Consider the following 14,498-nt stretch of genomic DNA (forward strand, 5'->3'; position numbering starts at 1 on the left):
TGCCATCCTCCTTATTTGATTGATAGTTGGCGGCGGAATTGGTCCATGTTCTCCAACGCTTTGCCGGTGCCAAGTGCGACACAGTCCAATGGATTTTCGGCAATAAAGACCGGCATGGACGTTTCATCTGAAATGACCCGGTCGAGGTTCTTAAGCAACGCTCCTCCACCTGTCAAGACGATGCCGTTTTCCATGACGTCCGCACTTAATTCAGGCGGCGTCTTTTCAAGCGTCGATTTGATGCCTGAGACAATCGCAGCAATCGATTCACTGAGGGCTTCCACAATTTCACCCGACGTGATCTGCAGCGTTTTCGGGAAACCGCTCAACAAATCGCGCCCGCGGATTTCCATGGAAAGGTCTTTTTCAGCCTCTTCCATAATACGGGCGGATCCGATACCCATTTTCAGTGCTTCAGCTGTCCGTTCACCGATCAGGACGTTATACGTCTTGCGGATATACTGGATGATTTCAGTGTCCAGTGCATCTCCGGCTACACGAATCGAGTCGCTTGAAACGACGCCGCCAAGTGAAATGACCGCTACTTCAGTCGTTCCGCCTCCAATATCGACGACCATACTGCCCATAGGTTCCCAAACTGGCAAATCCGCTCCAATCGCCGCTGCGAAAGGCTCTTCAATGGTATAGGCTTCACGCGCGCCGGCTGAACGGGCTGCGTTCAAAACCGCCCGCCGTTCAACGGAGGTAATCCCATAGGGAACACAGATCATAACGTTGCCGCTTTTCCATTTGCCGCCTGCCGCTTTCGCTGCTTCGACAAGATTATGCTTGATCATCGCCAAGGTCATATCGTAATCCGCAATGACGCCGTCACGCATCGGACGGATGGCGACAATCGACTCGGCTGTACGGCCCATCATGTTTTTTGCCTGGGTTCCGACAGCGACGATTTCTCCGGTATTTTTATTTTTAACGACAACGGAAGGTTCGCGAAGAACAATTCCCTTGCCTTTGATGTACACCAATGTATTTGCAGTACCTAAGTCAATTCCAACATCTTTTGAACCAAATCCAAGCACAGGTTTTCTTCCTTTCTGTAACAAGCCGGTATTTCGGCAATTGCGTTGACACAATACCACTCATTATAGACGAAAAGAAAAAAAATAAACAGTGCTACATGAACCCCTTTTCTTTCAGGGAAATGAATTGGTGGTCACCGATGATGACATGGTCCAGCAGTTCGATGCCGATGATGCTGCCGGCTTCGACGAGGCGCTTCGTGACATCGATGTCTTCAGGTGATGGCGCAGGATTGCCGGAAGGATGGTTATGGGCACAGACGATCGAAGCTGAAGAACGGCGGACCGCTTCACGGAAAATTTCACGGGGATGGACAATGGAGGCGTTCAGGCTGCCGACAAAAATGGTTTGGCGGTGCATGACCTGATTTTTGATGTTGAGGAACAAGACAACAAAATGCTCCTGTTTCAACGAAGTCATATCGGCCATTAAATAGGAAGCCGCATCTTTCGGGGAACGGATGGTGAATTTCGTATCGGTCTGCTTGGATGACAGCCGCCGGCCAAGTTCTACAGCCGCAAGCAGCTGGACAGCCTTTGCCCGGCCAATGCCATGGATCGCCACCATCTCTTCGATGGTGGCGTTTTTCATTTCCTGGATCTGTTCGAAATGGGTCAGCACCCGATTGGCCAAATGCAGCACCGACTCCTGCTTGCTGCCGGTGCGCAGCAGGATGGCAATCAGCTCTTGATTGGACAATGCCGATGCCCCTTGGTTGACCAGGCGTTCTCGGGGACGGTCCGCAATGTGGACGTCACGGATCATCAACGGCGCGTCGTTCAGCATCGGACACCGCTCCCTTCTAGCGAAATAAACCCAGCAGCTGCGAGTTTCTGCGTCAGTTCCGCAACCGGCAAGCCGACAACAGCGTTGTAATCTCCTTGAATGCCTTTGACGAACAAACCGGATACCGTTTGGATGCCATAAGCACCTGCTTTGTCGTAAGGGTCTTCGGTTTCAATATAGGCGTTGATCCAGGCTTCCGGCAATTCGAAGAACGTCACGTTGACGGCTTCATGGAAGGACTGCTCGCTATTACCTTTTACGACCGTCACCGCCGTAATGACTTCATGTGTGCGGCCGGATAATTTCTGAAGATAGCTCTTGGCCTGTTCTTTACTTTTCGGCTTCAATAGGATTTCACCATCCAGGACGACAATAGTATCAGAGCCGATGACCACAGCTTCTTGATGGGCACTTGCCACTTCCTGCGCTTTTTGAGCAGCACATGCCAATACGTAGCCAAGCGGCGTTTGGAAGTCCTGCGGATCGGGTTCGTCCTGGAGACTCGGGATAACTTGAAAATGAACGCCAAGCATACTAAGCAGTTCCTGGCGGCGCGGTGATTGTGAAGCTAGAATGACGGGGAAATCTGATTTGAATTTCATGGGGAAATCTCTCCTTTTTTCAAGAATCATACCATCCCTGACAGCACTCAACAAACCATCAAAAATGATTTTTGCCCTTCAGCAGGCGTTCAAAAATCATTTTTCAGTTAGTTTTTTCTTGAAAGCGCTGTATGCTGCCATCTAAAATTCACATTTGCTTTGTTCACGAACATCCGACAAAAGCTGTCGCAACAAGGTTTTTATGTCAAGCACAAAAATCTTTTAACATTATTCAAAATTAGCATTATTGGCACTTTTGTATAGCGATTCACTTCATTAAAAAGAGCTATTATAATGAAATTTGGCTTTTAATTTCTGAAAATTATTATTATGAAATAATTTTCACCAATTCTTTTAGCAAAGGAGCTGTCTTTTTTGAAGACAAAGCGCAAAGGTTTATTTCAGAAATCGCTGGATCGCATCGAGCTGATCGGCAACAAGCTGCCTCATCCGGTGACCTTGTTCGCCCTGCTCGCACTTGCCGTCCTTGTGATTTCCTCTATCATCTCGGCAATTGGCATTACCGTCGAACATCCGGGCCAGGAAGGCGAAATCATTGAAGTCAAGAACCTTCTGAATGCAGAAGGCATTCAATACATATTTGCCAGCATGGTCGATAATTTCATCGGATTCGCTCCGCTAGGCGTTGTCCTGGTCACCATGTTGGGTATCGGAATTGCGGAACGCACAGGACTCATCAGTGCTGTACTACGGGCTTTCGTCCTATCCGTTCCGAAATTCTTGATCACAGGAGGACTGGTATTCGCCGGAATCATGTCCAGTGTTGCTTCTGACGCCGGGTATGTGGTCCTTCCCCCACTTGGTGCTGTCATTTTCGCGGCGCTCGGACGCCATCCATTGGCCGGTCTTGCCGCAGCATTTGCCGGTGTATCCGCCGGATTCTCGGCAAACCTGCTGCTGTCTGCCACTGATGCCATGCTCGGTGAAATGACAATCGCGGCAGCAGCGATCATCGATCCGACTTATGCAGAAGGCATGAACATTGCCATGAACTATTACTTCATCATCGCTTCGGTCTTCCTGTTGACTATCGTCGGTGCAATTGTTACGGAAAAAGTGGTTGAACCGCGCCTTGGTGAATACAAAGGGCAATACCGTGAAGACTTGAACGGCTTGACAGCTGAAGAAAAGAAAGGCCTTTTATGGGCTGGGATTTCCGTATTGGTCGGAATTATCCTGACTGCCTTGTTGATCGTCCCAGAAAACGGCGTCTTGCGCGCTGAAGACGGCGGCATCGTCCAGTCACCATTTATGAGTTCATTGGTGCCGATCATTACGATCCTGTTCTTCATCCCTGGATTGTTCTACGGTATCGCCACCAAGAATATCCGCAGCGATAAAGACATCGCTGCGCATTTGACGGATACGATGGCTGCCATGGGCATGTTCATCGTCCTGGCTTTCACCGCCGGACAGTTCGTCGCCTATTTCACAGAATCAAATATTGGAATGGTGCTTGGCGTCTACGGGGCTGAAGCACTCGAAGCCGCTAATTTGACGGGCATCCCGTTGATCATTGGGTTTATCGTGGTCACTGGAATCATCAACCTGTTCATCGGTTCAGCTTCTGCGAAGTGGGCCATGATGGCGCCGGTCTTCGTTCCGATCATGATGCAGCTCGGCTACTCGCCTGAACTGACGCAGATGGCTTACCGCATCGCGGATTCATCGACGAACATCATCACGCCATTGATGACGTATTTCGCCATCATCATCGCTTTTGCCCAGAAATACGATAAGAAAATGGGCATCGGTACATTGATTTCGGTCATGTTCCCGTACTCCATCTTCTTCATGATCTTCTGGTCATTGATGCTGATCGTCTGGATGCTGTTCGGCCTTGATCTGGGTCCTGCATCACCAATTCTTTATTCAAAATAAAATAACAAAAAGCTCAAGGGAACATGTCCCTTGAGCTTTTTTTATAGCCAAAAATTCCAGTACCAAGCAAGCATGGCATCGCCCCAGAAATAGACGATGACTGCGGCCGCTGCAATCGAGGGGCCGAACGGAATCGGTGTCTTGCGCCCTTTATTCGTCACGCGCAGTTGAATAATGCCGACGATCGCACCGATGAACGATGCAAAGAACAAGGTCATCAAGGTGCCGGCTGTTCCGAGCACCAATCCGATAACGAAGAACAGCTTGATGTCCCCGCCCCCCATGCCGCCTTTGGAGACAACAGCGATCAGGAACAGCAATGAAAATCCAATGGCAGCGCCGAGCAGGCTATCCCACCACGGATCGAGCGGAATGGCAAAACGCAAGCCCAGCAGCACCACCGCAAACGGCAACAACACTTTATCCGGAATAAGCATATAAGCGATGTCCGACACGGTGATGATCACCAGCATTGAAACGAACAAGAGCGCTACGATCAGTTCCGGCGTAAACCCGAACACCAAGTACGACGCCACGAATAAAACAGCCGTAACCGCCTCCATCAGCGGATAGACCCAATGGATTTTCGAGCCGCACGTCCGGCATTGGCCTTTCAGAAACAGATACGAGAACACCGGCACCAGGTCGGGCGCGGTCAAACGGCGCTGGCAATTGGTGCAATGCGAAGGCGGGTACGCAATCGATTCCTTTTTCGGTACACGCAAGCCCACCACATTGAAAAACGACCCAAAGACGAGCCCGAACAGTGAAATGAAAACAGAATAAGTCAGTACCATAGAAACCCTCTTTGCTTTAGTTTATTTTTGGTGATATTTCATAAACAACTCCACTTTTCGGCAGGAGGCTTCGGTGTTTTGTTCTATTTCTTGCTAAAAAAACGGATGATGGATGCTTTTCGCGGGCGAAAAGCGAATGGAAGAGCGTTTGTTTGCGGAATACGGGTTTTATTTGCGGAATACGCCTGGTTGTTTGCGGAATGCTGAATTTGTTTGCAGAATAATACCGGTTGTTTGCAGAATCCGTCCCTTTGTTTGCAGAACGGTCTATACCTTCTGTAAAACGAAGCTTTTAACCCCAATTTATCAAAAAGAGAGAAATCACGATGATTTCCCTCTTGCCTGCATTACTGGTCTGACGCTTTTTCCTGTTCTTCTACATTCACTTCCACATTCACTTCATTTTGTGAACCGTCTGATGAAATTTGCGTTTCCACTTCTTCGTCGGTTGTTTTGTCGGGTATGACTAGGCTGGTGCCGTCATTTTGAGGCAGCGGATTTACTTTTTTCGCAGGTGCAGGGGAATCGACTTTCAATTGCGTCTCCGCAAGTTCAATGAGATCCGGACGGTAAAAGGCTGAGAATCCAACGGAAACGGTTAACGGTTCCCCTTCCTGCTCCGCTTTTGTCACTTCCGGTGTTGAAGTGAAATCAATTCCACCGACGACCATGATGCGCTCCATCGCTTCAATTTCCTTGATGAAAGTGATAATGCTCTTATAATCTGTGGCATTGAATTCCACTGTTGTGATGACTTCCTGAACATTTTCCATTCCTTCGACCGGCTGCAATAACGTTAATGGTGCTTCAGCGAAATTGACGGAAGTGACGAGTGTTTCGGACAGCAGCTCGGCTTGTTCAACCTGCAAGAGAATCAAATCCGTTAAAGGTTCAATGGTGACTTTATGCTGCAATTCACGTGTACTGATTTTTTCAGCTGGTGGTGCAGCTTCTTGCTGCGCCTGCAAAGACATCAGCACTTCGTTTTCCGAGGTCAGCAATTGTTCAGATTGCAAGCGAGCGTCTCTAGTTGGAACGTAGAGGGAAAAATAGGAATAAGCTGCACTCCCTATCAATAACAGTACCGCCAAGACCAGCATAGCTATTTCTTTCTGCCGCTTTGATAAACTGCTCATTGAACGTCACCCTCCCCTTCGGCAGGAACGGTTTCCGCTTCTTCTGCTGGAACTTCTTCGGCAGATGCATCTTCAATAGCCGGCACTTCCGTAACGGTTCCATCAGCATTGATAATTTCTTCTACTGCCGGCAAACGTTCATCTACATAAACCAAACTGTAAGTTGCCAAATAGCGTGGATTTTCAATAATTTTTTCTTCTGCTACTTCAGTGCCTTCTTCTGTTGTTTCCACCAATTCCAATTCTTGATTCGTCACCGAATCCAGCTTTGCGGAATCCAGCAACTCGGAAGCTTTTAATTGTGACAAGTAATATGCCGCTTCACGGGCTGTATCAAATTGAATCGTCAACGTAGCCAAGTTCGGCTTCACGAAGGAAAAGGAATCAAAGAATCCGCGCTCCGGCAATCTGGATACCAAATCACTAAGCAACGGCACCGTATCGAATTGGTAGCCTTCTGCCCAATCGACCGTCGCCTTTAATTGCTGCTCTTCGTTCAGTCCGACTGAAGCCGCGAGTTGCGTGCGGATCGCTTCGCTTTGAGCGGCGACTTGTGTATATTCAGCATCGATTGCTGCTTGTTGATTAGCCTGCGACTGTGCCAAAAAGAAAAAGGTCGCCCAGATGAAAACAGCCACCAATAAAATTCCAAACACCGCAAAAAGAAAAACAGGACGTTCCCTTTCCTTTTGCGGCAATAAATTAATATCAACTAACATGTTCACACCTCTTTCAGGGCTAAACCGATGGCACGGTTAAAACGTTCAGGAACGCTGTCGTTTAATTCGGTAGGAATGGGTTTCATAACAATCGGATAGACCGGAACGGAAAGCCGGCTTTCAAGCCGCGACTGAAGTTCCGGCCAATCGCCGAGGCCATTACAGACCACTTTCGTGATAGTGGCTTCACCCGCGTTCATGCTGTAGCGGTAAAAATTGATGAGCTTCTCGATTTCCGCTTCAATCTCTTCTATAAAAATATCCGGATTGAGTAATTCTTCTTCCGTGAGATTCAATTCGACCGGCCGCATGAACAAAGGGTAATGCTCGTGGAAAATGGACACCGTCATTTTTTTTGATTGCAGATCGATCATCATGATGTGCTCGTCTTCAATGAAATCATGCTGCACATGCGCCAGACGATATAAAGCGAGCGGCGTGATGTCTGCCACTGCGGCTTTCAGTTTCGCCTGATCCAGAACTTGTTCATAGGTATTGACGACAGATTCCTTGGAAGCGATGATGAGCACTTCTTTGTTACCGTTGTAAGGCACAACGTCAAAGACGGGATCTTCGAAGGGAAGATAAAGGGTCGAACCGATTTCGATAAAGAAATGGCCTTTCAGCTCATCGGTTTTGACGCCTTGGGGAAATGCCACTTTGCGGATGATAACGAATTCGTCAGGGGCGAGGAATCGGACTGACTTCTTAGAGAGACCCCACTGATTGACAGCCTCACCGAGTATCGATCCAAGCGCTTTTACGTCGACAATTTCGCCATCTCTGATAACGCCGGCAGGAAGAACCATCTCTTCCGCCAGGCTTATGTGAAGCGGTTCTGTGGATTTCAATTCCACGTACCGGATGGCATCTTCTTCTATAGTAATTGTCACGACGCGTGCTTTTTTCGATAAAAACGGTAAGGCCATTTTTTCAGCTCCTAGGGATTAGTAAAGAATTTAATTTGCTATAGCATTTATCGTATCATTACTACCTTTTTGTGTATCAGCATTAATGCCAGCAACTGTAGCACCTTTAAATTCAATTTCTTTACCGCCAGAAAATTCAAATGGACCTGCTGTTAAAGTCAAGGCCCCCGTCGTAGGTTTAGCTACATTACCGGAAGTAAGTTTACCTGATGTTTCTAAAAAGCCATCTTTTTTTAAATCTTCAATTGTAACTGAGGGTTCTTGTGCATTTTCAGTAAAATAGATTTGAGCAGCTGCAATAACATTCAACCCATCCGACTTAACCGCACTATAACGGCTATTCTCAATAATATTCCCAATCGCTGGAATAGCAATTGCAGCAATAATAGCGATGATTACGATAACGGCCAATAGCTCGATTAAGGTCATCCCTTTTTGTTCTTTTAACTTTCTTTGAACGAAATTTTTCATTCTTGTTCCCCCTGTTTTTGCTAAATTTTTAGTACTTCCTTCTTACTGCTTTATTATATCAAGTGGCTCTAATTATGCAATAGAGAAATATATAATTTTTAACATTTATTTGTATAGTTACTACTACATCGTGTCTACGTTATTAAACATTTCGAACATCGGAAGCATGATAGAAAGGACTATAGTCCCGACTAGAGCGGCAAGCAAGATAATCATCAATGGTTCAATCAATGCTTTTAACCGATCCGTCTCTGCATCCACTTCTTTTTCATAAAACTCCGCTACTTTAAGCAGCATGTGGTCGAGAGATCCTGTCTGTTCGCCGATGGAAATCATATGGGGAATCAATGGCGGAAATGCCCAATGGTCGCGCATCGGTTCGGTCAGTGAACCGCCCCTCTCCAAAGAGTCCCTGGACGCCAGTACCACTTTCGACATCACTTCATTGCCCACCACTTTTTCGACCATGGTCAACGCCTGAAGAATGGGTACAGAACTGGTGAATAACGAGCTCAAAGTACGCGTTAACCGTGCCAACGCCGATTTCTTAAAGATTTTTCCGAATATCGGCATGCGCAAAAGCATGGTGTCCAGGACGAGGCGCCCTTGCAGGCTTCGCTTCATCAGCCAATATGCACCGATAAGTGATAGAACAGCCAGCACGATCAAGTACCAATAGCTGATGGTCAAATCACTTAACTGCATGACGATTTGTGTCAACAACGGAAGTTCCCCTCCGAACCCCGCAAACATGTCCACGAACATTGGCACGATGGTCGCCAACAGAAAAATGACTACGCCGATTGCCAATACGCCGACGATTGCGGGATAAGACATGGCGGAAACCACTTTCTGGCGGGTTTGGTATGCTTTATCGTAATGATTGGCCAAGCGTTCCAGTGATTCGTCAATATTTCCGGACATCTCTCCCGCTTTGATCAAGTTGATAGTCAGCGGTTCGAAGATTTTCGGGTGCTTGGCCAGGCTGTCGGATAAGGTATTGCCTTTGCGCAATTCGTCTTCGACCATCGCCAAGGTCTTGGCCAACGCTTTTGATTCGACTTGTTGGGACAGAATTCGGATGGTATCGACGATTGTCACACCGGCGCGCATCAATGTGGAAAACTGGCGCAGGAACATGATGAACTGGTCCCGCTTCACCGGATTCCCGATGGTGATATCTTTTTGCAGCGCAGTGGTTTCAATTTCCCTCATATCGATGACTTTAATGCCGTCATCTCGAAGCTTGATGATGGCTTCCCTGCGGTTTCCGGCAGTGACGATGCCGGTTCTTATTTGTTTCGTATCGCGTCCTTCGTATTTAAAGCGCGCCATATTATCCTTCCCCTTTCAGATAAGGGTGGGCGATATGGCGGGCGATTTTCCCATTCGCCAAAAGCTCCTGGATAGATGAAGACATCATATGCATCCCCGCTGCGCGGTTCGTCAAAATGACGTTGGGGATTTGATGCACTTTTTCCGTACGGATTAAATTCGAAATCGCGGTATTGTTGATCATTATTTCTGTAGCAGACACCCGCCCTTTGCCGTCAGCTGTCGGCAGCAAGCGCTGTGAAACGACCGCTTTTAAGACTCCTGCTAATTGGGTGCGGATTTGGGATTGCTGGCCGGCCGGAAACACATCTATGATGCGCTCGATTGTCGAAGCGGCACTTGAGGTATGCAATGTCGCCATAACCAAATGGCCGGTTTCCGCTGCGGTGATGGCAGTTGTAATGGTTTCCAGATCCCGCATTTCCCCGACTAAAATAACATCGGGATCTTGCCGCAAAGCTGCGCGCAATCCATTTGCGAAGGAATGTGTGTCAGATCCGATTTCGCGTTGGTTGATGATGGAATTTCCGTGCCTATGCAAGTATTCAATCGGGTCTTCCAAGGTGATGATGTGTTTCGACATGTTGTCGTTGATGTGGCGGATCATGGATGCAAGCGTTGTCGATTTGCCGGATCCGGTTGGGCCAGTAACCAATATCAGGCCTTGTTGAGATTCTGAAAGCATCTTCAAAATATCCGGCATTTTGAGTTGATCGATTGTCGGAACACCTGTCGTAATCGTTCGGAAAGCATGGGAATCGGAGCCACGCTGATGGAACGTGTTGACCCGGAAACGGGCTACTCCCGGCAATGAATAGGAATAGTCCATTTCTCCTTTTTCCAGAAATTTATCAAAAGACCTTTCCGGAATCAGAAGTTTGCTGATTTCCCTTGTTTGCTCATAGCTGACGTTGTCTTTTCCGTAACGGCGCAATTCCCCGTTTAAACGGAAAACAGGAGGAATTCCAACGGTCAAATGAATATCAGAAGCATCTAAATTGATTGCGGCTGTTAAAATTTCATCTATATAAGTTGTCGGCATAGGCTTAGTCCATCATGGCAACGCGCAGAACTTCTTCTGTTGTCGTCATGCCCTCCTTCACTTTTAATAGGCCATCATCAATCAGGAAAATCGTCTTGTTTCTGATGGCGACTTCACGAATTTCGCCCGCTGTGCCGTTGCGGTTGATGATGTCCTTGATTTCTTCGTTAACGACCAGCACTTCATGGATGGCCATACGTCCCCGGTAGCCTGTCATATTGCATTGCGAGCAACCTTTGCCACGGGCGATCGTACCGATCGACAAGCCTCTTTTTTCAAAGATGTGTTTTTCGCGTTCGGTTGCTTGGTGGATTTCCCGGCAATCCCGGCAAACTTTCCGGATCAAGCGCTGAGCGACCACGGCGTTCAGTGAAGCAGTGACGAGAAAGGGTTCGATTCCCATGTCCATCAAGCGGGTGATTGAAGCGATTGAGTCGTTGGTGTGAATCGTGCTCAATACCAAATGTCCGGTAAGCGACGCACGGATGGAAATATCGGCCGTTTCTTTGTCGCGAATTTCTCCGACCATGACGATATCCGGATCTTGACGGAGAATCGAGCGAAGCCCTGCCGCAAACGTCAAGCCCACATTGGTATTCACTTGAATCTGGTTGATGCCTTCAAGCTGGTACTCTACCGGATCTTCAACAGTGATGATGTTGACTTCTTCGCTATTTAATTTATTCAAGGCTGCATACAGCGTCGAAGATTTCCCCGATCCCGTCGGACCTGATATTAAAATGATGCCATTCGGTTTATCGATTTCGCGCATAAAACGTTCCATGTTCAAGTCATTAAAGCCAAGCTTCGAAATATCGGTCAAGTTGGCACTCAGATCTAATATACGCATCACGATTTTTTCGCCGTAAACGGTCGGCAATGACGAAACACGCAAATCGATGGGGCGCATATCGACATTGGTCTTGATCCGTCCGTCCTGTGGAATTCGGCTTTCGGTGATATCGAGGTTCGCCAAAATTTTAATTCGTGCCGTGATCATCCCTTGCATGGCTTTCGGCAAAATGCGTTCAGTCCGCAGTGAACCGTCAATCCGATAACGAATCAAGACGCGGTTTTCCTGAGGATCCATATGAACATCACTGGCTTTCAGTGAAACGGCATTCGACAGGATTTGGCTGACCAGGCGGACGATGGGGGCATCCAAGTCGCCCATATCCTCCTGTTGGTCCTGTTTGGTTTCAGGCAATTCGCCGATCAGATCATCGAATGATTCTTCATCGTAGTATTTGGATATTGCTTTTAAAACATCTTCTTTTGAAGCGATTGCCGGCTGGATCTGAAATCCTGTCATTAAACGGAGATCATCGATGACGATGTAATCCATCGGATTGGTCATCGCCAGAAATAATTTATCGCCTTCAATTTTCAACGGAACCAGCTGATTCCGTTTTGCCATTTCTTTCGGCACCATATTGAACAAGTTTTTATCGAAAGGATAGCGGAATAGGGAAACGTGCGGAATGCCCAACTGCACTTCAAGCGTCTCGATCAATTGCTGTTCAGTGATCAAGCCTCGCTGCAAGAGAGCATCCCCAATTCGCTGTTCCGCTGTTTTCGTCTGTAAAGCTTCATTTAAATCATCTTGCGTTAATAAGCCATGTTCGACCAGGATATCCCCCAGTCGCTTCCGTATTTTAGCCACTCTTTTTCCTCCTTAAAACCGATTAAGGGTTAACCAAATTCCCGCCCTTGTCGTATACAGGTTCACTCGACTTGGCATCCCCATCTGTTCCAGGGTTCTCGGTATTTTTTTCGTTGCCTTTAGGATCCTGATTGTTTTCGGAATTGCCAGTTGAACTGCCATCTTCAGCTGCTTGACCATCAGCGCTTTCACCGGATGAATTTGCCGACACTTGCCCGCCTTCCGTAAGCCCTTCTTCCGTTTCACCGCCTGGAGTTTCACTTCCGTCCGTGCCTGGCACACTTTCTACTGGAATTGGTTCGGTTTCCAACGGATAAATTTCCACACGGTTGACTGGAGGATAAAAATCTGTTGAAATCGACTCGATTTCCAACTCATTTCCGTCCGAAAGTACGGAGCGATTGACGCGAATCCGCATTCCTTCACTGCCTTTTTCATCTACCGCTTTTCCTGCAGTCACAAAAGCACTGTATTGCTTAATCAAACGGGGTTCAACAGTTTCTTTGCCGCTGGTCTGAAGCGCATAGTCATAGACCAACGGAAACCCACTCAATGAAGCAATTAACGAATCTCCCGCAAGCTCTGTGTTTAATGTAAATGAACTGGCATTTGGATTTGTGAAGACCAAATCTACTCCAAGAGACTGGTTAATGGTTGCTTCTTGTCCGGCCGGAATATTTTTGGGAATTGAAGTTCCAATACTGCGTTCATCAACCGTGAAGTTTGTTTCAAGCACAGCTGCATAGATGGCTGATGCTATTTTTGTCAGTTCTTTATCAGTGGCTCTCGTCGTCGGAAGCTGACTTAAGAACTCCAAGAATGAAAATTTCGCGCCAGGAGCAATTTGAATTTCATCAATTGCTGAAATTACAGCCGCCGCCCCTTCGCCAGTCGAACCTTGTGGAAACGCAACTTCAGAAACTGTTTCACGATCTACAGCGAGTGAATCGTCACTGATTGTCACATGCGTTTGTGCAAGCCCTGATTCAAGTGCCTGCTCCAGCTTCATGGTGATGCGTTCCACTTCTATATTGGAAAATTCAGCCGCATGGAAGTTGGCAACTAAAAACTTTTTTGTCGTTTGTTCTTGAAGATCAAACACAAAAGTATTTTGAACACCCGTTTGAGCGCGGGCAGCTGTTTCTTCTAATAAAATATTGGCATTATTGAGTGGATACTTCGCTGTTGCATCCTGGTAAGTCACCAATAATTCAGAGGAAGCACGAAAAGATTCAGCTGTGTCCGAAAATTGAGCCATGGCACTGGCAACATCCATATTTGAAACATTCGTCGTTCCGATATACGTATGGTCTCCAAATTTATCGGCCGGAAAAATCCATTTATCCACCACGGCCGCTCCTGCATTGGCGACTCCAAAAAACAGTAGTGCAGATCCCATAATTGCTGCAAAGGTCATTCCAAAAACTTTATTATTCAACTTTCTGTTCCTCCCTAACGACTGGTATCGGCTTCATGCCATATGTTTTATCGGCTGCAGGTTCCTGGAACCGTTTATTCGTCAACACGGTTGAGCTTGGCTGCACGCGGCTTTTGCTGTTTCTCCGCTCTTCAAGCAATTGCTGATTTTTGATTTGTTCTTTCTCGAGCACTTTCATATAGATTATTGTTGCAATTAAGGCCACCGCCATCATTCCTAATAAGGACTGGTATAACGGAAATGTCGTCTGCATGAATACACCAACTGCCGCAGCCAAGATGCCGCTTCCAAGAAGAATCATGAACTTCTTTTTGCTACTGCTCTTTCCTATGAAGTAAACAAGCGCCATAGCAATAGCAGCTACCATAATGAAGATAAGTATACGGATCATTTAAACTCCTCCTGTAAAATTATGCGCTGATAAGAATATTTTATTTGCCATTCCCTTGAAATTGTAAATTTAAGTAATAGAAACAGTTAAAGTATCCCATCTGATATAGCTATAATACAAGATAAATGGTATAAATAATAGCGAATAATAAAAATAAATTTCATTACTAATATACTATTTTAGATATAAAAATTTCCATTAATAATCTAGTCAGTTCAAAAAGAAAATGGTATATATAACAGTACA

General features: G+C 46.8%; 14 protein-coding genes. 1 reads left to right on the plus strand and 13 read right to left on the minus strand.

Annotated features, from left to right (window positions below; genetic code table 11):
- Positions 1 to 11 precede the first annotated feature (11 nt).
- The 3 genes from QMA04_RS08780 to QMA04_RS08790 form a co-directional block, all read right to left on the minus strand.
- Complete coding sequence (locus QMA04_RS08780) at positions 12 to 1,040, minus strand: rod shape-determining protein (protein WP_290185163.1); 1,029 nt, start codon at positions 1,038 to 1,040, stop codon at positions 12 to 14.
- A 94-nt stretch (positions 1,041 to 1,134) separates the two neighbouring features.
- Complete coding sequence (radC, locus tag QMA04_RS08785; protein WP_290185165.1) at positions 1,135 to 1,827, minus strand: RadC family protein; 693 nt, start codon at positions 1,825 to 1,827, stop codon at positions 1,135 to 1,137.
- Positions 1,821 to 2,429 carry a Maf family protein gene (locus QMA04_RS08790; RefSeq protein WP_191715964.1) on the minus strand — a complete coding sequence of 203 codons (609 nt, stop codon included), beginning with the start codon at positions 2,427 to 2,429 and terminating at the stop codon, positions 1,821 to 1,823. Before QMA04_RS08790 ends, radC begins: the two co-directional genes overlap by 7 nt.
- A 375-nt stretch (positions 2,430 to 2,804) precedes the next feature.
- Between QMA04_RS08790 and QMA04_RS08795 the strand changes: the two genes are divergently transcribed.
- The gene (locus tag QMA04_RS08795) at positions 2,805 to 4,331 is read left to right on the plus strand and encodes an AbgT family transporter (RefSeq protein ID WP_290185168.1); all 1,527 of its coding nucleotides are present in this window, start codon (positions 2,805 to 2,807) and stop codon (positions 4,329 to 4,331) included.
- 41 nt (positions 4,332 to 4,372) lie between these two features.
- Here the strand turns inward: QMA04_RS08795 and QMA04_RS08800 are convergent, their stop codons facing one another.
- The 10 genes from QMA04_RS08800 to QMA04_RS08845 all read right to left on the minus strand — a co-directional run bounded on the left by QMA04_RS08800 (position 4,373) and on the right by QMA04_RS08845 (position 14,252).
- Positions 4,373 to 5,128 carry a prepilin peptidase gene (locus QMA04_RS08800; protein ID WP_290185170.1) on the minus strand — a complete coding sequence of 252 codons (756 nt, stop codon included), beginning with the start codon at positions 5,126 to 5,128 and terminating at the stop codon, positions 4,373 to 4,375.
- A 347-nt stretch (positions 5,129 to 5,475) separates the two neighbouring features.
- Positions 5,476 to 6,264, minus strand: a complete 789-nt coding sequence (locus QMA04_RS08805; protein ID WP_290185172.1) for a pilus assembly protein PilO — start codon at positions 6,262 to 6,264, stop codon at positions 5,476 to 5,478.
- Complete coding sequence (locus QMA04_RS08810) at positions 6,261 to 6,983, minus strand: PilN domain-containing protein (protein ID WP_290185173.1); 723 nt, start codon at positions 6,981 to 6,983, stop codon at positions 6,261 to 6,263. The genes QMA04_RS08805 and QMA04_RS08810 overlap by 4 nt, the downstream gene beginning before the upstream one ends.
- Positions 6,984 to 6,985: 2 nt before the next feature.
- The gene (gene pilM, locus QMA04_RS08815) at positions 6,986 to 7,912 is read right to left on the minus strand and encodes a type IV pilus biogenesis protein PilM (protein WP_290185175.1); all 927 of its coding nucleotides are present in this window, start codon (positions 7,910 to 7,912) and stop codon (positions 6,986 to 6,988) included.
- 30 nt (positions 7,913 to 7,942) lie between these two features.
- A complete protein-coding gene (locus QMA04_RS08820) occupies positions 7,943 to 8,383 on the minus strand; it encodes a prepilin-type N-terminal cleavage/methylation domain-containing protein (RefSeq protein ID WP_290185177.1) in 441 nt (146 codons plus the stop codon).
- Between the two features lie 123 nt (positions 8,384 to 8,506).
- Positions 8,507 to 9,718 carry a type II secretion system F family protein gene (locus QMA04_RS08825; protein ID WP_290185179.1) on the minus strand — a complete coding sequence of 404 codons (1,212 nt, stop codon included), beginning with the start codon at positions 9,716 to 9,718 and terminating at the stop codon, positions 8,507 to 8,509.
- 1 nt (position 9,719) lies between these two features.
- Positions 9,720 to 10,760, minus strand: a complete 1,041-nt coding sequence (locus QMA04_RS08830) for a type IV pilus twitching motility protein PilT (RefSeq protein WP_290185181.1) — start codon at positions 10,758 to 10,760, stop codon at positions 9,720 to 9,722.
- A gap of 4 nt (positions 10,761 to 10,764) precedes the next feature.
- Positions 10,765 to 12,423 (minus strand): GspE/PulE family protein, encoded by a 1,659-nt coding sequence (locus QMA04_RS08835; protein WP_290185182.1) that lies wholly within the window; start codon positions 12,421 to 12,423, stop codon positions 10,765 to 10,767.
- Between the two features lie 22 nt (positions 12,424 to 12,445).
- Positions 12,446 to 13,861 carry a VanW family protein gene (locus QMA04_RS08840; RefSeq protein ID WP_290185183.1) on the minus strand — a complete coding sequence of 472 codons (1,416 nt, stop codon included), beginning with the start codon at positions 13,859 to 13,861 and terminating at the stop codon, positions 12,446 to 12,448.
- Entirely contained in the window at positions 13,854 to 14,252 is a 399-nt protein-coding gene (locus tag QMA04_RS08845) for a hypothetical protein (protein ID WP_290185185.1), read from the minus strand. Before QMA04_RS08845 ends, QMA04_RS08840 begins: the two co-directional genes overlap by 8 nt.
- Positions 14,253 to 14,498 lie beyond the last annotated feature (246 nt).

Source organism: Planococcus sp. APC 3900 (assembly GCF_030407735.1).
Taxonomy (GTDB): Bacteria; Bacillota; Bacilli; order Bacillales_A; family Planococcaceae; genus Planococcus; species Planococcus notacanthi.

What these genes read in the sequence shown, in the direction of transcription:
- radC (WP_290185165.1), bottom strand. Translation starts at nt 1,827, where the DNA reads ATGCTGAACGACGCGCCGTTGATGATCCGTGACGTCCACATTGCGGAC.
- QMA04_RS08810 (WP_290185173.1), bottom strand. Translation starts at nt 6,983, where the DNA reads ATGTTAGTTGATATTAATTTATTGCCGCAAAAGGAAAGGGAACGTCCT.
- pilM (WP_290185175.1), bottom strand. Translation starts at nt 7,912, where the DNA reads ATGGCCTTACCGTTTTTATCGAAAAAAGCACGCGTCGTGACAATTACT.
- QMA04_RS08800 (WP_290185170.1), bottom strand. Translation starts at nt 5,128, where the DNA reads ATGGTACTGACTTATTCTGTTTTCATTTCACTGTTCGGGCTCGTCTTT.
- QMA04_RS08830 (WP_290185181.1), bottom strand. Translation starts at nt 10,760, where the DNA reads ATGCCGACAACTTATATAGATGAAATTTTAACAGCCGCAATCAATTTA.
- QMA04_RS08845 (WP_290185185.1), bottom strand. Translation starts at nt 14,252, where the DNA reads ATGATCCGTATACTTATCTTCATTATGGTAGCTGCTATTGCTATGGCG.
- QMA04_RS08790 (WP_191715964.1), bottom strand. Translation starts at nt 2,429, where the DNA reads ATGAAATTCAAATCAGATTTCCCCGTCATTCTAGCTTCACAATCACCG.
- QMA04_RS08820 (WP_290185177.1), bottom strand. Translation starts at nt 8,383, where the DNA reads ATGAAAAATTTCGTTCAAAGAAAGTTAAAAGAACAAAAAGGGATGACC.
- QMA04_RS08805 (WP_290185172.1), bottom strand. Translation starts at nt 6,264, where the DNA reads ATGAGCAGTTTATCAAAGCGGCAGAAAGAAATAGCTATGCTGGTCTTG.
- QMA04_RS08825 (WP_290185179.1), bottom strand. Translation starts at nt 9,718, where the DNA reads ATGGCGCGCTTTAAATACGAAGGACGCGATACGAAACAAATAAGAACC.